17 protein-coding genes are annotated in these 20,047 nt (G+C 55.2%); 3 read left to right on the forward strand and 14 right to left on the reverse strand.

The window, feature by feature from the left end; genetic code table 11:
- The first annotated feature begins 37 nt into the window (after positions 1-37).
- A complete protein-coding gene (locus tag GJA01_RS08115) occupies positions 38-784 on the forward strand; it encodes a dienelactone hydrolase family protein (protein ID WP_062504507.1) in 747 nt (248 codons plus the stop codon).
- A gap of 41 nt (positions 785-825) precedes the next feature.
- On the opposite strand, the gene GJA01_RS08120 is transcribed toward GJA01_RS08115, so the two are convergent.
- From GJA01_RS08120 to GJA01_RS08155, 9 genes are all read right to left on the reverse strand, one after another.
- Positions 826-1,662 carry an aldo/keto reductase gene (locus tag GJA01_RS08120; protein ID WP_062504508.1) on the reverse strand — a complete coding sequence of 279 codons (837 nt, stop codon included), beginning with the start codon at positions 1,660-1,662 and terminating at the stop codon, positions 826-828.
- A gap of 239 nt (positions 1,663-1,901) precedes the next feature.
- Complete coding sequence (gene murA, locus GJA01_RS08125; protein WP_061929753.1) at positions 1,902-3,158, reverse strand: UDP-N-acetylglucosamine 1-carboxyvinyltransferase; 1,257 nt, start codon at positions 3,156-3,158, stop codon at positions 1,902-1,904.
- 13 nt (positions 3,159-3,171) lie between these two features.
- Positions 3,172-3,723: a dCTP deaminase gene (dcd, locus tag GJA01_RS08130; protein ID WP_007281748.1), complete on the reverse strand. Its 552-nt coding sequence runs from the start codon at positions 3,721-3,723 to the stop codon at positions 3,172-3,174.
- A 72-nt stretch (positions 3,724-3,795) separates the two neighbouring features.
- A complete protein-coding gene (locus tag GJA01_RS08135; RefSeq protein WP_062504511.1) occupies positions 3,796-4,698 on the reverse strand; it encodes a DMT family transporter in 903 nt (300 codons plus the stop codon).
- Positions 4,699-4,705: 7 nt separating this feature from the next.
- Positions 4,706-4,882, reverse strand: coding sequence for a hypothetical protein (locus GJA01_RS15245; RefSeq protein WP_167347208.1), 177 nt, complete (start codon positions 4,880-4,882; stop codon positions 4,706-4,708).
- Positions 4,872-6,074 (reverse strand): glycosyltransferase family 4 protein, encoded by a 1,203-nt coding sequence (locus tag GJA01_RS08140; protein ID WP_062504513.1) that lies wholly within the window; start codon positions 6,072-6,074, stop codon positions 4,872-4,874. The genes GJA01_RS15245 and GJA01_RS08140 overlap by 11 nt, the downstream gene beginning before the upstream one ends.
- A gap of 160 nt (positions 6,075-6,234) precedes the next feature.
- Positions 6,235-8,457 carry a pyrroloquinoline quinone-dependent dehydrogenase gene (locus tag GJA01_RS08145; RefSeq protein WP_062504515.1) on the reverse strand — a complete coding sequence of 741 codons (2,223 nt, stop codon included), beginning with the start codon at positions 8,455-8,457 and terminating at the stop codon, positions 6,235-6,237.
- A complete protein-coding gene (locus GJA01_RS08150; protein WP_010503424.1) occupies positions 8,457-8,837 on the reverse strand; it encodes a hypothetical protein in 381 nt (126 codons plus the stop codon). Before GJA01_RS08150 ends, GJA01_RS08145 begins: the two co-directional genes overlap by 1 nt.
- A 151-nt stretch (positions 8,838-8,988) precedes the next feature.
- Positions 8,989-10,110, reverse strand: a complete 1,122-nt coding sequence (locus GJA01_RS08155; RefSeq protein ID WP_172794482.1) for a hypothetical protein — start codon at positions 10,108-10,110, stop codon at positions 8,989-8,991.
- A 237-nt stretch (positions 10,111-10,347) separates the two neighbouring features.
- Between GJA01_RS08155 and dnaK the strand changes: the two genes are divergently transcribed.
- Positions 10,348-12,249 (forward strand): molecular chaperone DnaK, encoded by a 1,902-nt coding sequence (gene dnaK / locus GJA01_RS08160; protein WP_061929764.1) that lies wholly within the window; start codon positions 10,348-10,350, stop codon positions 12,247-12,249.
- 118 nt (positions 12,250-12,367) lie between these two features.
- Positions 12,368-13,507, forward strand: a complete 1,140-nt coding sequence (dnaJ, locus tag GJA01_RS08165) for a molecular chaperone DnaJ (protein ID WP_010503420.1) — start codon at positions 12,368-12,370, stop codon at positions 13,505-13,507.
- 138 nt (positions 13,508-13,645) lie between these two features.
- Here the strand turns inward: dnaJ and GJA01_RS08170 are convergent, their stop codons facing one another.
- The 5 genes from GJA01_RS08170 to GJA01_RS08190 all read right to left on the reverse strand — a co-directional run bounded on the left by GJA01_RS08170 (position 13,646) and on the right by GJA01_RS08190 (position 20,020).
- Positions 13,646-16,438, reverse strand: coding sequence for a DUF4132 domain-containing protein (locus GJA01_RS08170; RefSeq protein WP_062504517.1), 2,793 nt, complete (start codon positions 16,436-16,438; stop codon positions 13,646-13,648).
- Positions 16,439-16,585: 147 nt separating this feature from the next.
- The gene (gene lldD / locus GJA01_RS08175; RefSeq protein ID WP_062504582.1) at positions 16,586-17,737 is read right to left on the reverse strand and encodes an FMN-dependent L-lactate dehydrogenase LldD; all 1,152 of its coding nucleotides are present in this window, start codon (positions 17,735-17,737) and stop codon (positions 16,586-16,588) included.
- A gap of 144 nt (positions 17,738-17,881) precedes the next feature.
- Positions 17,882-18,448 carry a histidine phosphatase family protein gene (locus tag GJA01_RS08180; RefSeq protein WP_062504519.1) on the reverse strand — a complete coding sequence of 189 codons (567 nt, stop codon included), beginning with the start codon at positions 18,446-18,448 and terminating at the stop codon, positions 17,882-17,884.
- Between the two features lie 69 nt (positions 18,449-18,517).
- Positions 18,518-19,414, reverse strand: a complete 897-nt coding sequence (locus GJA01_RS08185; protein WP_062504521.1) for a fructose bisphosphate aldolase — start codon at positions 19,412-19,414, stop codon at positions 18,518-18,520.
- A gap of 135 nt (positions 19,415-19,549) precedes the next feature.
- Complete coding sequence (locus tag GJA01_RS08190) at positions 19,550-20,020, reverse strand: Rrf2 family transcriptional regulator (protein WP_010503415.1); 471 nt, start codon at positions 20,018-20,020, stop codon at positions 19,550-19,552.
- Positions 20,021-20,047 lie beyond the last annotated feature (27 nt).

Genomic DNA, 20,047 nt, shown 5'->3' on the forward strand with positions numbered 1-20,047 from the left:
TGATTTTCCAAGTTATTTTCCGAGCCAGGATTGCCGCATGATTATCAAAACTGACGAAACAGTCGATCTTCAGACGCCAACTGGTTCTATGCGGGTTCATGTGTTCCGCCCCGTTCAGGAAGAGCGCTTCCCGGCTGTCATCCTGTATTCGGAAATTTATCAGGTCACCGCACCCATTGAACGGCTGGGCGCAATGATCGCGGGTCAGGGTTATATCGTTGCCATTCCTGAAGTTTATCATGAGTATGAACCCGCTGGGACGGCCCTTGCCTATGACAAGGAAGGGACAGACCGAGGCAATGACCTGAAATATACCAAGCCGGTTTCTGCTTTCGATAGCGACACAGCAGCAATCATTGCATGGTTACAGAACAATCCCCTGTGCACCGGGTCCATCGGGGCTTTCGGAGTCTGTCTTGGGGGCCATCTGGCGTATCGTGCAGCGCTGCATCCTGACGTACGCGCTACGGCCTGCTTCTACGCGACAGACCTGCACTCTGCGACGCTTGGCGCCGGAAAGTCCGATGATTCTCTGGCTCGCGCCGCGGACATCAAGGGTGAACTGATGATGGTCTGGGGGCAATCTGACCCTCATGTTCCTTATGCAGGCCGACGCATAATCCGAGACCGGCTGGAAGAAGTTGGGGCAGACCTAGAATGGCATGAAGTCAACGGACAGCATGCCTTCCTGCGGGACGGCGCTCCCCGTTTTGACGCTGCCCTGTTTTTGCAGGCCATGAACTGGACAAATGCCCTGTTTCAGCGGGCTCTGACACGCGGATAAAACGGAAAAAGGGGGCGTCCGCTTTCGGAAGCCCCCTTTTCTTAGAACTCTTCGTAAACTGCCGGGTCCTGATTCTTCAGACGTCCGTCCGGACGGGCGAGTGTGGCAATGATTGCCATATCCTCGTCCGTTAAAGTGAAGTCAAAAATCGACATGTTTTCGATCTGCCGCTCAGGCGTTGCAGACTTTGGGATCGGCACCGACCCAAGCTGATGATGCCAGCGCAGGATGACCTGACCGACACCCTTTCCAACCCTCTTCGCAATCTTTTCCAAAAGTGGATTGGTCAGCAGATCACTGGCTCGTCCCAAAGGGCTCCAGGCCTGCGTCAGGATCCCATGATCCTGGTTCCATTTCCGCATTTCATCCTGCGGGAAATACGGATGAAGTTCGATCTGGTTGATGGAAGGCAATACACCCGTTTCGGCTTCAAGCCGTTCCAGATGCTCTGGTAGGAAGTTGCACACGGCAATAGAGCGGATCTGACCACGCTTTTTGGCCTCAATCAGGGCTTTCCACGCTTCCACATATTTGCCCTGCTTCGGGTTTGGCCAGTGGATGTAATACAGGTCGTAATAGTCGAGTTGCGCGCGATACAGGGACTCTTCGATGGTCGCCAAGGCCTCGTCATACGCATGGTGTCGACCGGGTAGCTTTGAGGCGATCCGCAGATCCTTGCGATCCCGCCCACTATCCCGTGCAGCACGACCGACAGCGCCTTCGTTTTCATAGTTGAACGCACTGTCAAGCGCGTCATAGCCAACGCTCAGGGCACTTTTCATCGCCTCAACACCAGCTGCACCATTCAGCTTGTATGTTCCAAACGTGATGGCCGGAAACGTCGTGCCGTCGTTCAGGGTAAGCGTCGGGATTGTCACGTTTCATTCCTTTTGAGACGCCACATTCCGAGCCGGGACACTTTCCACCAGGGGTGCCTTTACCTTTGGCCGTCGTCGAATGTGGGATGAATAACGATCTGGTTACAGATACTACGCATGACCAGCGGAAAGCGTTTCATCATGAAAGGTGTTTGCTACGCTACGAAACCACGTCGAACACAAAAAAAGGCCGCTCCCAATCAGGAACGGCCTTCTTTCAAAACCATGCAGACAAAGTGTTAGTCCGAAACACGTTCGATATCGGCACCACAGGCAGCAAGCTTTCGATCCACACCTTCATAGCCACGATCCAAATGATAGATACGGCTGAGTTGGGTTTCCCCTTCTGCTGCCAGACCTGCGAGGATCAGGGAGAAAGACGCTCGCAGATCGGTTGCCATGACCGGCGCACCTGACAGCTTTTCCACACCACGAATGATGGCTGAACGGCCATGCGGATTGATCCGCGCACCCATACGGTTCAGCTCAGGAACGTGCATGAAGCGGTTCTCGAAGATCGTTTCCGTAATCATGGACGCGCCTTCAGCCACAGACAGCATGGCCATGAACTGGGCCTGCATATCCGTCGGGAAGCCAGGATACGGCTCGGTCATGATATCCACGCCCTGAAGACGGCCCGTGCGACGTACCCGCAGACCGCGCTCCTCTTCCGTCACGTCCACGCCAGTTTCTTCCAGCGTGCGGATAACAGCACCAAGATCATCGGCACGGCCACCAACGAGCAGCAGATCGCCTCCCGTGATGCCTGCAGCACAGGCATAGGTGCCGCACTCGATACGGTCTGGCATGACGGCATAGTTCGCACCGTGAAGCGCTTCAACACCTTCAATGATCAGCGTGCCGGACCCGGAGCCCGTGATCTTTGCCCCCATCGCGTTCAGGCAGTTCACCAGATCGGTAATTTCCGGTTCCCGCGCAGCGTTCACGATCTCTGTGCGGCCCTTGGCCAGCGTGGAAGCCATGAGCAGGTTTTCTGTCGCACCCACACTGGCAAACGGCAGAACAATCCGGTCGCCTTTGAGACCGTTCGGAGCACTGGCATTGATATAGCCGTTCTCCAGACGAATCTCGGCACCCAGCGTCTCAAGCCCCTTGAGATGCATGTCCACAGGGCGCGTTCCGATGGCGCAACCGCCCGGCAGGGACACCTTGGCTTCACGCGCACGGGCCAGCAGCGGACCAAGCACGAGAATGGAGGCCCGCATCTTGGAGACAACGTCATAAGGCGCTTCGACAGATGCGATTTCGCCGCCGATGGAGAGCGTACGGGGCCCGGCGTCGTCAACGGCAATGCCCAGACGCGTCAGCAGGTCGCGCATCGTCTTGATGTCGGCAATCTGCGGCACGTTGGACAGCACGAGACGCTCGGCCGTCAGCAGGCCAGCAACCATGAGTTTCAGGCCGGAGTTCTTTGCACCGCCGATCTCGATTTCGCCGACAAGGCGACGACCGCCGCGAATGATGAAACGATCCATGACTATGCGCTCCTTACAGGCGAGGCGTCGTTACGCCGGACTGGCGCATGTATTTACCGGCACGATCCGCGTAGCTGACTTCACAGGGGCTTGCGCCCTGGAAGAACAGAAACTGGCAGATGCCTTCATTAGCGTAGATGCGGGCTGGCAGCGGCGTAGTGTTGCTGATCTCGATGGTGACCTGCCCCTCCCACTCCGGCTCCAGCGGCGTGACGTTTACGATGATGCCGCAGCGGGCATAGGTGGACTTGCCGAGGCAGACAACCAGCGTGTCCCGCGGGATGCGAAAGTATTCCACCGTATGTGCGAGCGCAAAACTGTTCGGGGGAATCGTGATGTCTCCCGTCCGCGTTACGAAACTGTTCGCTGCAAAATTCTTCGGGTCCACGATGGCGCTGTCGACATCGGTGAAGATTTTAAAGTCTTCAGCAACGCGCGCATCATACCCATAGGAGGACAAACCATAGGAAATGACACCTTCCCGTTTCTGGTTCTCCACAAACGGTTCGATCATGCCGTGCTCTTTGGCCATCTGGCGGATCCAGGTATCAGGCATGATCGGCATGGACGCATTCACTCCTACGCGTGGGGACCGGTCTGCTCTAGCGATAGCAGCCCGATCACGCAATGTGTCGGTTCAGCCATTTTCCGTGAGGTGCTGTTGCTTTCTGACAAGCCAGCGCGGCCTCATTTCACTGGCGAGAACACCACACACGATAAGAGCCGCCCCCAGAAGTGTAGTACCGGGCAGATGATCCCCTGCAATCCAGCCAACAAGACCGCCCCAGACAGGCTCACCAGCATAGATGATTGCTGCTTTTGAGGGCGGAACAGATTTCTGCGCCCAGTTCATGACAAGCTGCACCAGAGCACTCAGACTCCCCAGAACTGCGGCACACACAACCCAGATCCACGAGAAAGCGGGAACATGCTCTCCCATGACCGGCATGAGCAGCAGAGCAAACAGCCCTCCCCCCACAAGCTGGCAGACCGTGATTCGCCGACTGTCCACGCCTTGGGCAAACAGACTGATCAGGACAATTTCCAGGGCGATGGCACAGGCAGCCAGCACGGTCAGGAGATCACCATGTGTAAAAGTCAGACTCAGAGCCGCAGGGCCAGCCAAAGCGACAAGCCCTCCGAAAGCCAGAATGATGCCCAGCCAGCTCATGATGTGAGGCGGTTTACGCAGAAGCACCCACTGGAAGAGCGGCACCAGAGGCACATACAACGCCGTAATAAAGGCAGAACGGCTGCTGCTGAGATGTTGAAGACCAGCACTCTGGAGCACATAACCGATTGAAAGTGCGATCCCGATGACAAGCCCCGAACGGACCTCCTTTCGGGTCAGACCAGCCATCTTCTTTCCTGCCAGACACGCCACCATCGCAGCAGCCATCAGGAAGCGCACCCCCACAAAAAACAGCGGTCCGCTATGCTGCATCGCCAGATGAAGCACAAGGAACGTTCCACCCCAAAGGGCTGTGACACCCGTCAGAGCCAGTTCCTGCGGGGTTGGGGTCGGCAAACGGCGTGTCACTCTGGTTTCAGCTTTCTGAAGGCGTCGGTGGCGTTTCCGGGCGGAGACGCTGTTGCTGTTTGCGACGCAGCAGGTTGGCGCGCAGGGCTTTTGCCTCTCGTTCCGCACGGGCATCCCGGGCGGCCTTGGCTTTGTCTGTCAGGTGAACGGGTTGTTTGTCGGTTTCAGGGCTGTCAGGTGTCATGTGTTTGTCCATCGAAAGACGCTCGAAGGTGCGTTCCAAGCAACTCGTCATATACACCGAGCGTCGCAGACTGCATCTGCTGGATCGTATAATTCTGCAAAGCATGCTGTCGGGCATTCTCTGCAAGGTAAGCCCGTGTCTCATCGTCCATCGACAACGTGGCAGCGAGTGCTTCTGCAAGGGCTTGAGGGATGTTCGGCGGTACCACAAGACCGGTCTGACCGGGAAGAACCGTTTCCATCATAGCCCCCTGCGCCGTTCCGATCACAGGCTTTCCCATCATCTGTGCTTCGACCAAAGTGCGCCCAAAGGGTTCTGGCCGCAAGGAAGGCGCGACCACAACCGTTGCCAGCGCACAGGCTGCGGGCATGTCCTGACAGGTTCCGACAAACCGGACATGCTCTTCCAGTCCGAGTGCCTTCACACGGTTTCCAAGGGAGTGTGCAAATTTTCGATCCGTCTCCGGTCCGGCCAGAACACAGATCCAGGGTTCAGGCACCATCTGCTTTAGAAGAGCCAGTGCCTCGACCAGAACACGCTGCCCCTTCCACGCCGTCAGACGGGCAGGCATCAGAATGACATGTGCGCCATAGGGGATGGTCCAGGCTTCAGCGAGTTTCTGAATTCGCTCTCCTGAAATGGCAGCCGGGTCAAAAAGAAGTGGATCGGCGCCGCGCGGAATAGTCCGAAGGCGATCTGCTTCAACGCCGTACTGCCCAGACAGACGCCCCGCAATATACTGCGAGATTGCAATCACTCTTGTGCCGCGTGCCAATACTGAATTGTAGAGTTTTTTGCCCCACCATCCAGCCTCGTGAACGCCATGCCATGTTGTCACGAAAGGGATCTTCTCCCGGCGACAGGCAAGCCATGCCGACCATGACGGAATCCGAGATCGGGCATGCACCAGATCGACCTTCTGCTCCCGGATCAGTTTCTGAAGATCACGGGCTCGCCGGCGAACCGCGAATGGCGACTTCGATTTAAGATCCAGCGGTACATGCATGGTGCCTGCATGGCGAAGCTGCACCAGGAGAGGGCCTGTTTTTGAAGCAACGATGGCTTTTCCGCCTGCCTGCGTAATCGCTGCGGCAATTTCAATCGCCCCCCGTTCCAAGCCACCCGTGGTGAGAGCTGGCAAAACTTGCAGAATAACGGGAGAGCGGATCGTCATGATGGGGCGGAAAACCATTCTGAACGTGAGACGCAGACGAAGCCCTCATGTCAGACCGCCACCCAGGGAAAACAGCCAGAAACGACAAAAGGAGACTTCCCTGCATGGCTAGCACGAAAGTCTCCTTCTGACGATGGAGTGTGGCGGATGTGCACAACACATCTGCCACAGGGTCATGTTACTGTTTTACGGCATCCGGCAGCGCGTAAACCACGAGCTGGTCAGAAACCGGTGTCATCATGAAGTGGTGTCCACCAGCCATGATGGCAACATACTGATGCCCGTTGGCTTCATACGTCATCGGGTTGGCCTGACCACCACCTGGCAGAACGGCACTCCACACGACCTTGCCAGTGTGTTCGTCGATCGCACGGATCTGATTATCCGTTGCTGCAGCGATGAACACCAGGCCGCCAGCCGTCACGACCGAACCACCATTGTTCGGTGTACCGATTTCCCATGGCAGACCCGTCGGCAGACCCCAAGGACCGTTAGCACGAGCCGTACCAAGCGGATGCTGCCAGAGCACCTTCTGACCGTGCTTCATATCGATAGCTGTGATCATGCCGTAGGGCGGACGGTTGCACATCATGCCCGTATACTGATCCCAGAACGGCGTCACGACGATACCGTAAGGCGTTCCGTCCATGGCACCGTTACCTTCGGCACCGCCGCCACCCGGCTTGAAGTTGGGGTCGTCGATCGGCATCAGGCCGAGTTTGTCAGCCTTCTTGCGGTCCACGAGCTGGTCATACATCGGGGTGATGTTCCAGTTCGCGATCAGAATGCCCGACTGCGGATCATAGGACATGGAGCCCCAGTCACTGCCACCGTTGTAACCCGGATATTCGATCCATGGCTTGTCGATGCTTGGCGGCGTGAACTCACCCACATAATTCGCACGACGGAACTTGATGCGGCAGTAGAGCTGGTCGATGGGGGACATACCCCACATGTCCGTCTCTTTCAGGTCCGGTACGCGAAGTGCTGGCATCCCAACGGACCAGGGCTGCGTTGGTGTGCGCGGATCACCCGGAATAACGCCGGGAGACGGAGCTGGACGTTCTTCAACGGGCAGGATCGGCTTGCCGGTCCGGCGATCAAGAACGAAGGTCTGGCCACGCTTCGTCGGCATGATGAGAGCAGGAACCTGCTGACCATCCGGGCCGGGCATATCCATCAGGGTTGCCTGAGAACCAATATCGTAGTCCCAGACGTCCTTATGGGCTGTCTGGAAGACCCACTTCTCTTCACCCGTCTTGACGTCGATCGCCACGACTGCGGAAGAAACGCGGTTCTCGTTGTCACTCCGCAGGGCGCTATAATAGTCAGCCGCAGAGTTACCCGTTGGAACGTAAACGAGACCCAAGGCATTGTCGCCTGTGAGAGCAGCCCAGGAGTTTGGCGTTCCACGGCTATAGTGGCGGTTACCAGTCGGCTGGCTATGATCGGTCGGGTTATTGACGTCCCAAGCCCAGACGAATTTTCCGCTTTCAGCATCGTAACCACGGATCACGCCAGACGGCGCCCAGCGACGCTGACCATCCAGCACTTCGTGGTTCACAACAGCAACACCGTTGATGATCGGAGGAGGAGCCGTCATGGAGACGAAACCCGGTACGGATTCGCCCAGCCCCTGCATCAGGTTGACCTGACCGTTATGCCCGAAGTTGGGGCAGAAATCGCCGGTCTCCGCATCCACCGCAATCAGACGCATATCCAGCGTGCCTTCGATGAGGCGATTGTGACAGGGCTGCCCTTCTGGCACGACGGAAGACGTAAAGTATGTCACCCCCTTACAGGCGGCCGTATAGGGAATGGAGTGGTATTTGACATCCACGTTCCGACGCCAGATCTCCTTACCCGTCGCAGGATCGAGTTTCATGATGTCATTCATGGCTGAACACATGTAGAGGCCGTCACCAACCTTGATCGGTGTAGTTTCAGCTGCCCATTTGTTCACCTGTCCAGGACGCGGATAGCTTCCGGTGTGGTAGGTGAAGGCAACCTTCAGCTTGCCTGCATTTTCAGGTGTGATTTCTGAAAGCGGGGAATAACGCGTCTGGTTATCATCACGCCCATAGGCCACCCAGTCTTCACGTGCCGGATTGGCGCTCTGCTGCGGAGCCATGGCCGGAATCTGAGACGGATCAATCGACTCAATGTCCGGCAGGTTGGCAGCGTTTACGCCCGGAGCCTGCGGTGCATAGGGCGACGGCCCAGAGAAGTAGCCCTGTTCCTTGGGAGAGGCTTCAGTCGGTTCATTTGCATTACCCGGCCCAGGAACGGACGAGGATGGTTCTCCGCCTGACCCTGCGGGAGCGAACTGAGCGTGAGCAGCGAGTGGTGCACAGGCGAGAGCGAGGCCAGCGGCTGTTGCGAGAAGGTGAGACCGGCGCATCAGACGGCTCCTCTGAGAGTACGACGGCTTTCCATGCGACGCAGGACCGGAATGGTCAGCGCGACGAGAATACCGAGGATGGTCGGGCCGAAAGCGCGGGGCAGAAGGTCAACGGGGCTGAACCCGACTTCCCACAGAGACCAGACCCATGTGTAAGCCAGCGCTCCCAGATACAGGAAAGCGCCAAGCGTGCGGCCCATGAGCATGAAGACGCCGCTGGCAATCAGAATGATGCCACAGAGGGCGTAGTAGGTTGAGCCGCCCAGCATTGCGAGGTCAGCGCCTGCAATGAGGAAGAACAGACCCACGAGAAGAATGACGACCCCCAGAAGCAGCGTCAGCCACTCCGTCAGAGTCCTGTTACCTTGAATATTTGGCATAACCAAATGCCTCCCAGACTGAATACTGGGGACGGTAAATCCATAATCAGTTCAGGTCCACCGAACTTCTTTTTGAATGATCCTAACAAAGCCGTGTTTTTGGTAACAAAAAAGTGTTGGAACCATTATAGAGATAGAATGACTTGTACATTTATCCAGCTGGAATAGTCACGACTGCACCACCGGTATGATTTGTTGCAGCCAATGCACTTAAAACCTGCACCATTGTAAAAGCCAGCTTACTCTGGAAGTCCTTTTCATCAATCCAGAACCACATATTATTATATTCAACGGCCGCATAACGCCGTTCAGGCGCTTTATGACTTGAGTGAATGACCACTTCCGGGCGATTTTCGATACCAACCTGACCAATTGTCGGTGGGGTACGACCCACTTTGATATCTTCTTCAGGAACTTCGACTTCGTAAGCCAACTGAGTGAGCATCGCGAGCATGGAACGCGTCAGAATAGCTATCTGCCCTGGATGCTTCGGATATGGTCCATAAACGATCTCCGCTTCCTCCGCGTGAGGATCGAGATGCAGAAGTCTGCGGACTTCAGCCTGAATGGCCAGCAGATTGCTGTCAGACGTTGAAGACAGGACCAGATAGGAATGCTCCTGCCCATTGGGAATGTCCGACTTGGATCCGTTTTTCTTTGTCGAATCATCCGAGGAAGAAGGTGGTGGCGCGTCCGTCGTGATGCGGATGGTCATAGCCCCGGCAATCTGGAGCTGCCGAAGATCATGCAACAACAGATAGAAACGGACAGAGCCTCCTCCGGCTCCAATTCCACGGACATTGGATAACCCGTCAATCGACTGCGCCGTCAGGCGTAGCAACGTATCAATCGGGAGACCACCCAAACTGAGCGGCATGATTACAAGCGGCGAAATCGGACGGACAATATTTTCCGCGTATTGCTGGCCCGTCACAGGCTGATAGGTGAAAGTCGGGCTCTCGCCCGCCGTCATCGTGCCTGTGCCAAAAAGGTAATTGCCAACCGCTGTGGCGGGATAGGCGTAGAACCCACCACTTACACTTTTAGAGACACTGTAACCGGCAATAACCTGTGTCGTATCAAGGAATGTTGGTGGGTCAGCATAGCGAAGCCGAACAATGTTCAGAAGCATCTCATGCTTCTGGGAATCCCCGAGCGCACGCGAATATTCAAGTTCGTCCCGCTGAAGCCTCGACGGCCCAATCGGTCCGCAGGCAGAAAGACAGGTAAGTGCGGCCAGGATCATGGCGCGGGATGTCAGATGAATGTGCATGTCTCTGAGCAAACTGAACCATTCCGACCGCAAGCGGAAGCCACATCCGACAAGGGAAAGCGCTCAACGCATATTTTTCACAAAAGATGTTGCTCCCAAGGCCTTGAAACACTTTGCTGCCCTGCCTAGATTTGACCGTGGAAACACGGACCTGTGAGGGTTCGGATTTGACGTCACAAGGGTTCGCCCCGGTGCCTGACTAGGGCCGAGGTAAACCGCTGAAAGGACAAAAAGTACATGAGCAAAGTCATCGGTATTGACCTCGGCACGACCAACTCCTGCGTTGCAGTGCGTGAAGGTGACGAAACCCGCGTTATCGAAAACAGCGAAGGCGCACGCACGACGCCGTCCATGGTCGCTTTCACCGAAAATGGTGAGCGTCTCGTCGGACAGGCCGCGAAGCGTCAGGCTGTTACAAACCCAACCAACACCCTCTATGCCGTCAAGCGTCTGATCGGTCGCCGTTACGACGACCCAACCGTGACGAAGGACAAGGGCATGGTCCCTTATGAGATCGTCAAGGGTGACAACGGCGACGCATGGGTTCGTGCCCGCGGCGAAGATTACGCACCTTCCCAGATCGCTGCTTTCGTTCTCGGCAAGATGAAGGAAACGGCTGAGGCTTACCTCGGCGAGACCGTTACACAGGCTGTCATTACGGTCCCAGCCTACTTCAACGATGCACAGCGCCAGGCAACACGTGATGCTGGCAAGATTGCTGGCCTCGAAGTCCTGCGTATCATCAACGAGCCGACCGCTGCCGCTCTGGCCTATGGCCTTGGCAAGCGCGATTCCGGCACGGTGGCTGTGTATGACCTTGGTGGTGGTACGTTCGACGTTTCCATCCTCGAAATTTCTGACGGCGTGATCGAAGTGAAGTCCACGAACGGTGATACGTTCCTGGGTGGTGAAGACTTTGATAACCGCGTTATCGATTTCCTGGCTGATGAATTCAAGAAAGATCAGGGCATTGATCTGCGTGGCGACAAGCTTGCCCTGCAGCGCCTGAAGGAAGCTGCTGAAAAGGCCAAGATCGAGCTTTCTTCCTCCAAGGAAACCGAAATCAACCTGCCGTTCATCACGGCTGATGCGTCCGGTCCGAAGCACCTCGTCGTCAAGCTGTCCCGCGCCAAGCTGGAAAGCCTGGTTGACGATCTGGTTCAGCGTACGCTTGGCCCGTGCCGTTCCGCCATCAAGGACGCTGGCGTCTCCACGAGCGAGATTGACGAAGTCATTCTCGTTGGCGGCATGACCCGTATGCCGAAGGTCATTGAGACGGTTAAGGAATTCTTCGGCAAGGATCCGGCTCGCAACGTCAACCCTGACGAAGTGGTCGCTATCGGTGCAGCCGTTCAGGGCGCCGTCCTGAAGGGTGACGTGAAGGACGTTCTACTTCTCGACGTGACGCCGCTGTCGCTGGGTATCGAAACGCTGGGTGGCGTGTTCACCCGTCTGATCGACCGCAACACGACGATCCCGACCAAGAAGAGCCAGACCTTCTCCACGGCTGAAGACAACCAGAACGCCGTGACCATCAAGGTCTATCAGGGCGAACGTGAGATGGCAGCCGATAACAAGCTGCTTGGCAACTTCGACCTGCAGGGCATTGCTCCAGCCCCGCGTGGCGTTCCGCAGATCGAAGTCACGTTCGACATCGATGCCAACGGTATCGTCAACGTGTCCGCAAAGGACAAGGCGACGAACAAGGAACAGCAGATCAAGATCCAGGCTTCTGGCGGTCTGTCCGACGGTGACATCGATCGTATGGTTAAGGAAGCTGAAGCCAACGCTTCTGCCGACAAGGCCAAGCGTGAATTGGTCGAGCTGCGCAACAGCACCGAGAGCATGATTCACCAGACCGAGAAGTCTCTTACGGAAGGTGGCGACAAGGTTCCGGCGGCTGACAAGGCGGAAGCTGAATCTGCAATCGCAGCAGCCCGTGAAGCTCTGGGCGGCGACAATGCCGAGACGCTGAAGAGCGCCAGCGAGCGTCTGACGCAGGTGGCCATGAAGGTTGGTCAGGCCATGTATCAGGCAGAGCAGGCCCAGCAGGGTGGCGAAGCTGCCGGTGCAGAAGCCAAGGACGACAACGTTGTTGACGCCGACTTCGAAGACGTCGACGACAGCAAGAAGCACTGATCGGGTGACTTCCCCAGGTGGGGCTTCCCGCCCCGCCTGACCTGTTTTCCGAAGGGCGCCCGTTCCCGCAAGGGGGTGGGCGCCATTCTTGTTTCCGGCCCTCAGACAAGGACCGATCATGGCCACGAAGATCGACTACTACGAAAGTCTTGAAGTTTCGCGCACGGCGTCTGGGGAAGAGCTGAAGAAAGCCTTCCGCAAGCAGGCCATGCGCTACCACCCGGACCGTAACCCGGGCGATGAGACCGCTGAACTGAAGTTCAAGGAAATCAACGAAGCTTACGAAGTCCTGAAAGACGACCAGAAGCGCGCAGCCTATGACCAGTACGGTCATGCCGCTTTTGATGGCGGTATGGGCGGAATGGGTGGCGGCGGCTTCGGTGGCTTTGGTGCTGGCGGCCTGGGCGACATCTTCGATCAGATGTTCGGCGACATGATGGGTGGTCGTCGTGGCGGTGGACGTCGCACAGGCGCTGACGTTCAGGTTGAAGTCGACATCACCCTGACCGAAGCCTTTTCAGGTGTAACGAAAGAGGTTGAAGTCCGCACGCGCGTCGCCTGTGAGTCCTGCCATGGGTCGGGCTCAGCAGATGCGAGCGGTGGCAGCACAACCTGCGCAACCTGTCATGGTGCAGGCAAGGTCCGGGCCCAACAGGGCTTCTTCCTTGTTGAACGGCCCTGCCCGACCTGTAACGGCTCTGGCCGCACGGTTCGCAACCCCTGCAAGTCCTGTCAGGGTTCTGGCACACAGGCCAAGACCGAAACACTCAAGATCGAGATTCCGGCAGGCGTTGAAGACGGAACCCGCATCCGCATGGCGGGTCGCGGCGAGGCTGGAGGCGAAGGCGTACAGCCGGGTGACCTGTATGTGCACGTCGCAGTTCTGTCACATGAAATCTTCCAACGCGATGGTGCCAATATCTATTGCCGCGTTCCGCTACGTATGACACAGGCAGCACTGGGCACAGAAGTGGAAGTCCCCGTCATTGATGGCAGCCGCAGCCGTGTCCGTATTCCGGCTGGAACACAGACGGGCGAAACCTTCCGCCTTCGTGGCAAAGGCTTCTCTGTGCTGCGGTCTTCAGCACGTGGCGACATGTACATTCAGGTCTCGGTGGAAACGCCACATCACCTGACCAAGCGCCAGCGTGAACTTCTTGAAGAATTCGAGAAGGAAGCTGGTGATGACCACACCAAGGCAAGCCCTGAAAACAGCGGGTTCTTCGCCAAGGTTCGGGACTTCTTCGAAGGTCGCTGAATACGGAATACCCCTCCCGAAACGGAGGGGTTTTTTTTATGGTCATTCGTGATCGTTGTCTTCCATTAAAAAACTAACGGTCACTCTAAAGAGATGAAATAATACTGGACCAGTTTCAGACTAAACGCAGCGTCAAATTTAATCCGAAAGTGACGTCAACTGGTCCAGAATATCCTGATCACGAATACGATTATCTTTTAGAAGCATCGTGATTCTATTAATAATTAAAGCTAACTGATCGTCATCATGCAGGGGTACATATTCAGAACTTTCATCATATGAAAATTTCCCAATATCGGACCGTAGGACAAGATGACGATTATAAGGAATAACCATTACATCACCGGTTCCAATATTAATTTTATAATTATGCCGAACGCCGTTTATAAATACATAATTTCCGTCAACACTAATCGCGTCCCCAGCTTTAAACGACGGCAATAAAGAGACAATTGCCTCACGGCGACTTTGAGCGAGACCGCCGAAGTGTGACTCATTTGATATGGAGATGTTCGCCAGACCCGACTGGCGGCGCCATACCCCGAGATCAGGAATGGACGAGATCGTTTCCGGGTCAAAGGAAATATTGCTCGCAGCCGTGCTGACCATCAGATCAACATCACGCATGATCTCGGAAAACACGACTTGAGAGATATCGCCAAGACGAAGCGGCGTTTTCATCTCAGTCAGTTTACGACCTCCGTCATAGAGCCAGTTTCCTTGATCTTTCAGGACGCAAAACCTGACCCTGTCAGTGATGACGTGAGTAAAAGTCCCGGCACCATGTTCAAGATCGTTTATCCCTACACCTCCGGTTCTTATTTCAGCATAAATACCATGCGCAGGGAGCCCGAACGTCCAGGGAGCACTTTCGGACGATGGTATATGAGGAGAGAGGTTGCGGATACGCCATCCTCTTTTGCGCCCAATTTCAACCACCTGAGGCTGATTTAAAATTCGGCCAGCATAGCGATAGGATGCGGGAGAGCTTTCACGCTCTGCCTGAGTAAGTGTGTATGTTTCCCGCCAGGCTTGCCGAATTGGCTGGCTGATTTTCAATCGTTCCAGAGTTGCTCTCCAACGTGCAACAATGGATTTTCCGTCAGCATCTTTTCCTTCACTGTGAAGAGGATGCCACAGACTCAGGAGTACTCCGGCTTTAAGGGGAAGATGCTTATTTCCGTCGGGGTCATACACTTCCCCATTTCTCCCAAACAGGCAGGTGAAAACCGTCCCATCTGGTTCAGCAACAAGCCATATCTGGCGCCGTGCAAGCCACCCGAGAACAGGATGAGAAAGCCAGCGCTCCTGAAACACGGAGTAAAGCCAGGTTTGCCCCGTCAGCCATGATCGCTCCAACCTCAGGCGATGAGTGGACATATCGGCTGTCAGCATTTTTGCGTCTGCTCTTGCCGCGCGAAGAATCGCTTCAACTCCCGGGGCTTTACGCACTTTTTCAGAAAGCTTGCTTAATTGTTTTCCCTCTGCGTCCTCATAGCGGATCACGCCCTGACCTGAGCCTGTTATGCTCAAAACCAGTCTGATACCGTCTGACAAATCACCTACGCGGCAAAAATGTTCGTTTAACCCGTATTGCGGCGCAACCAGTTCCTCTGCCTCAACTGTCGTTAGCCCGGACGCAGATGCCGCATGCGCAAGTGCGGCATCCAACTGAACTAACATCGTAGAGTGGCGAACTTTCGAGCGCAGTCTCGCAAGTCCACGAATGGCATCAGGCGTTGCGATCTCTCCTACTGCCGCCACAAGGCGGTTAAACTGCGAAACGTCCTCTTTTTTCAGAGCTTGCGTACACAGAGACAATAACCACGGAACATCGGATGAATCCTTCGCCGCAGCAATCATACAGAGACACCCTGGAAAGATGGATGCTGAGACCTCAGGATTTGAAAAAAGGCTCCCGCACTCCGATCGTTTCGGAAGTGCCCCTTTCGTTGCAGGAAATTTCGTCCGTAAGGCGTAATGCTTTCCAAACGTCATGATACCGATATCCTGCGGCCGAGCATGACGAAAAGTATAAAGACCGGGGTTTTGTATTATTGCCTCAGCAAGCCTGAAGACCGAGCCAGCTTTTGGAAAAACCCAGTTGATCAAGCGTACAAAGCGCGGGAAAATCGCCGCGCGATAAAGTGGTGGCACACAAGTCAGATCATAATAAATATGATGAATTTCAGAAAACCTGCCATATTCCTGCAAGAAACATCTTGCAAAATCGAGATCTTGATGTCCGTCCGTTTCACTCAATCGGGCCGAAAACCGTGACAATGTTTTCTTTGAGGGTCTCGGCACATTAGGCACCTGAAAAAGCTCTAATCGGCTATCCATATCGTTGACTGAAGAGGCTCGATCTTCACGAACCATCGCTTCGCGCACCAACCACAGGAGGTGCGGGAAGTCACGACTCATCTCGTCAATATCGCGAACAGCCTGATCAAACCAATGCTCGTCAGGTAAACTATGCCCGGAGCTCCTGAACAAACGCATATAGTTGAGCATTCCCTGCTTTGGCTGATGCGAGGGAGCAATGTCCGACAATTTGTATTTTGCAGGAAATAACCGAGACGTTTCTATTCCAAGCGTATGGCTGATTTCCTGTTTCGCGTATCTCCGGAACCAGTTTGGAGGATGAGGAAGACTCCCAATCCCCAATAGTTCACCCATCATACATGCTGTTAGCGGAACATGATCAATTGTTATATTGTCGAGAAGTGGCTGCTTACTAATTCCGTAATATGCTGCGATTCGTGATTTATGACGAGCAACCCATGCGTCACTTAATTTCCAGAAAATTTGCCCATCAATTTTTTCCATCTCCGCCATCCAGCGGATCAATTGTTTTTCGAGAATCCCGACCTCGGTCAGAACCATCCTTGCAAGTGCAACATCTGTGTCGAGAAGGTAATTTTGGGGCATTGTCTTTCCCGGGCGTAGGTTTCAAATAGTATAAATTTTTGAAAATATTGAGATCTATTTCGATCCAACTCTTTAATTATCCCGCAATGCATATTTATGCATCGCACCGACGACGCCACAATTTATGCGGCGCCTGCCAGAAAACGCTCAACCAAATTCCGGAGCCAAACGCGCCAGACTCTCTGATGTCAGATCCGAAATAGAACTCGCACCCGTAAGGGTCATGGCAACGCGAAGTTCTTTTTCCATGATGTCGAGCAGGTTCTCCACCCCCTTCTGCCCGCCCGCAGCGAGGGCATAGACAAAGGCACGGCCCAGCAGCACGGCATCTGCTCCCATTGCCACCATTCGAGCGATATCAAGGCCGGACCGGACACCGGAATCTGCCAGAATTTTCAGCTCGCCCCTGACGGCTTCTGCAATAGGCGGAAGGGCACGGGCACTAGACAGAACACCGTCAAGCTGACGGCCACCATGATTGGAGACAACGATCCCATCAGCCCCGAACCGTACAGCATCCTTTGCATCTTCCGGGTCGAGAATCCCCTTAATGATCATGGGTCCGTCCCAGTAGTCGCGGATCCATTCCAGATCTTTCCAGCTAATGGACGGATCAAAATTATTGGCGAGCCAGCCAATATAATCTTCCAGTTTGGTCGGATTGCCCCGGTAGCGGGAAATATTACCCAGATCATGCGGTCTGCCTCGCAGGCCAACATCCCAGGCCCAGATGGGATGCGTCATGGCCTGCAGGCAACGCCGGATCGCGGCGTTAGGCCCGGACATTCCTGAGTGCGCGTCGCGGTAACGGGCGCCCGGCGTCGGCATATCGACTGTAAAGACCAGCGTGGTAATACCAGCGGCCTTGGCGCGTTCCAGCGCGTTCTTCATGAAGCCCCGGTCTTTCAGCACGTAGAGCTGGAACCAGATGGGAACAGGACTGCGTCCCTGCACTTCTTCAATCGGGCACACCGAGACGGTCGATAATGTAAATGGAATACCTCTTCGGGCGGCTGCGCGAGCTGCCTGAACCTCACCCCGGCGTGCATACATGCCTGTCAGACCAACGGGAGCCAGAGCCGCAGGAATATTGAGTTTGCGCCCGAACAGTTCTGTCCCTGTGTTAAGCGCAGAGACGTTTTTCAGAATGCGCTGGCGCAAGGCAATATCAGCCAGATCAGAGACATTCCGACGCATCGTCTGTTCAGCGTAAGAACCGCCATCAATGTACTGGAACAGAAAAGGAGGCAGGCGACGCCGGGCTGCTTCTCTATAATCTGTTGCGGAAGAAATAATCATTACCGGCTCCACCATCATTGACTACTCTTGATGACGGGGAGACTGCCAGTCTGTCCGATGCCACCCAAGAGGCGATCCTGCGTTCAGACACTAAGCCGCAAAATGCCATTCGCACAGAGGTGCCATAAAATTTCCACGGTGCTTTCAGGTGTTCAGTTTGCGCAACACCCTTGCGTTACGCTGGAACCCCAGAACAGAGACAGATGCTGTATCAAGAAGAATATTCTCGCCCAGACAGACGTCATTGCTCATCCACATGCTGATGAGGCTGCGTAGGATATGACCATGCGCAAACAACGCAATCGTACCCTGCCGCGTCAGAAGGCGATCAAGCAGACGCCCAACTCTTGTTCGAACCTGTTCCGCAGTCTCTCCGTTCTGGACATCGGATGTCCATAAGGACCAGTCTGGTTCGTCCTTGAGAATGTCAGCGGAGGTTCGTCCCTCATAAATGCCGTAGTCCCATTCCATCAGGTCAGGCTCCATCTGGGCCTGAGTACCAAACCCTGCCAGTTCGCAGGTTTCGCGGGCGCGTTGAAGCGGGCTGCAAAGCACCCGGTCGAATGTCTGATCTGCAAGACGCGATTTCAGGGCGCGTGCCTGTTCCCGACCATTTTCTGTGAGAGGAATATCCGTGCGGCCTGTGTGCTGGCCGCTGATGGTCCAGTCCGTTTCACCGTGCCGGATGAGCCAGAGCGTGGGCGTGTTCATATCCCTTTATCCTTCAGTCTTTTCGAAAAACGAAAAGAGGCCTGTGCTAAGACAGACCTCTCGACTGCTTCAGGTCTTGTTGACCGAAGCATCGTAAATCCGGTCCACCACTTTGCTCAGGATCGCATTGAACTCCTGATCGGACTGGGACACGCGCAGATCATCCACGAGCGCACGGGAGAAACTAGCGATCATGCCGTGATTGGCCTTAAGCTTCTGGCAGGCCTCATCCAGCGGATAACCACCTGACAATGCGACAACACGCTGCATCCGGGGATGCTTCATTATCTCTGCATACAGGTCTGCCTTTTCAGGGATCGTGACCTTCAGCATGACCGGATAATCACCGGGCAGCGCGTCCAGACCGAGGGCCAGTTCCTTGGCAAGAATGGCCTCAGCGTCTGCTTTCTCAGGACTTTTGACCAGAACTTCAGGCTCCATGATGGGAACCAGCCCGTGAGAGGCAACCTGAGCCGCAATGTCGAACTGCTGCTGAACAATCGCCTTGATAGCCTCGGGATTGGCTAATCGGATTACTGAGCGCTCCTTGGTTCCGTACACCCCCAGTTTGGCCGCACGCTCCAGAAGAGCATCCAGACCGGGAATGGGCTTCATCAACTGAGCGCCATCCTTTTCTTCTTCCAGCCCCTTGTCGATCTTGAGGAACGGGACAATGCCACAGTTTTTCCAGAGATAGGTGGGAACAGGGACGTCCCCGACCGTGCCATCCATGGTTTTCTCAAACAGGATTGCGGCCAGAACTTCATGACTCTGAAACGCAGGAGACGTGATGATCCGGACCCGCATTTCGTGCATCAGCCGGAACATGTCTGCATCATTGGAATAGGCATCGGGTTCGATACCATATTGGGCAAGGGCTTTGGGGGTTGATCCGCCACTTTGATCAAGGGCGGCAATAAAACCAGGCTTTTTCGAGACCTGCTCAGCCATTGTTGCATCAGGCATGAACGTCACATCCTTTTCTTCAGTCTGATGACCAGAAGTAACGGCTAACTTTCGCCCGGGATGTCGAACTCTTCCAATCACATTGCACGGATTAGGAGCACGCCATGCACCCATTCAGATGCACAAAAAGTGAAGTCAGCCTTTTTCAGAATTACCCGACAAAGGCTGCGTCAGTTCTGGAAACAACCGCGCCAGATCGGCAGGTCGCAAGAGATCTGCGAGCGTATAGCGATCCAGAACTGCCAGGAATGCACCGAGCGCCTCACCCAGTACGCCGCGCAAATGACAAGATGGAGACAGGATGCAGGCCCGGTTTCCGGCGGCACGCCCTTCGCAATCCACCAGCATCATGTCGTCTTCCGTGAAACGAACAACCTCTCCTATCCCGATTTCCTGTGCCGGACGCCCCAGTGTCAGACCACCGCCACGCCCTCTTGTGGTTGTGATGAATTGCCCCTGTCCCAGACGATGCACGACCTTCACGAGATGGTTTTCTGAAATCCCGTAAGCCTGCGCGATGTCGCGGATGGAGACACGCACGGAAGGTCGTCCACCCAGATAAAGCAGGGTCCGCAGAGCATAGTCAGTGTGAAGGGTGAGGCGCATACGACTCCTCTGGCAGATTGACGAGGC

Source organism: Gluconobacter japonicus, assembly GCF_002723975.1.
In the GTDB taxonomy this organism is placed as follows: Bacteria; Pseudomonadota; Alphaproteobacteria; order Acetobacterales; family Acetobacteraceae; genus Gluconobacter; species Gluconobacter japonicus.

Bases quoted from the DNA above. Each gene is read 5' to 3' on its own strand.
- GJA01_RS08115 (WP_062504507.1), top strand. From the start codon at position 38: ATGATTATCAAAACTGACGAAACAGTCGATCTTCAGACGCCAACTGGT.
- murA (WP_061929753.1), bottom strand. From the start codon at position 3,158: ATGGATCGTTTCATCATTCGCGGCGGTCGTCGCCTTGTCGGCGAAATC.
- dcd (WP_007281748.1), bottom strand. From the start codon at position 3,723: ATGCCGATCATGCCTGATACCTGGATCCGCCAGATGGCCAAAGAGCAC.
- GJA01_RS15245 (WP_167347208.1), bottom strand. From the start codon at position 4,882: ATGACACCTGACAGCCCTGAAACCGACAAACAACCCGTTCACCTGACA.
- GJA01_RS08140 (WP_062504513.1), bottom strand. From the start codon at position 6,074: ATGGTTTTCCGCCCCATCATGACGATCCGCTCTCCCGTTATTCTGCAA.
- GJA01_RS08145 (WP_062504515.1), bottom strand. From the start codon at position 8,457: ATGCGCCGGTCTCACCTTCTCGCAACAGCCGCTGGCCTCGCTCTCGCC.
- GJA01_RS08150 (WP_010503424.1), bottom strand. From the start codon at position 8,837: ATGCCAAATATTCAAGGTAACAGGACTCTGACGGAGTGGCTGACGCTG.
- GJA01_RS08155 (WP_172794482.1), bottom strand. From the start codon at position 10,110: ATGCACATTCATCTGACATCCCGCGCCATGATCCTGGCCGCACTTACC.
- dnaK (WP_061929764.1), top strand. From the start codon at position 10,348: ATGAGCAAAGTCATCGGTATTGACCTCGGCACGACCAACTCCTGCGTT.
- dnaJ (WP_010503420.1), top strand. From the start codon at position 12,368: ATGGCCACGAAGATCGACTACTACGAAAGTCTTGAAGTTTCGCGCACG.
- GJA01_RS08170 (WP_062504517.1), bottom strand. From the start codon at position 16,438: ATGCCCCAAAATTACCTTCTCGACACAGATGTTGCACTTGCAAGGATG.
- lldD (WP_062504582.1), bottom strand. From the start codon at position 17,737: ATGATTATTTCTTCCGCAACAGATTATAGAGAAGCAGCCCGGCGTCGC.
- GJA01_RS08180 (WP_062504519.1), bottom strand. From the start codon at position 18,448: ATGAACACGCCCACGCTCTGGCTCATCCGGCACGGTGAAACGGACTGG.
- GJA01_RS08185 (WP_062504521.1), bottom strand. From the start codon at position 19,414: ATGCCTGATGCAACAATGGCTGAGCAGGTCTCGAAAAAGCCTGGTTTT.
- GJA01_RS08190 (WP_010503415.1), bottom strand. From the start codon at position 20,020: ATGCGCCTCACCCTTCACACTGACTATGCTCTGCGGACCCTGCTTTAT.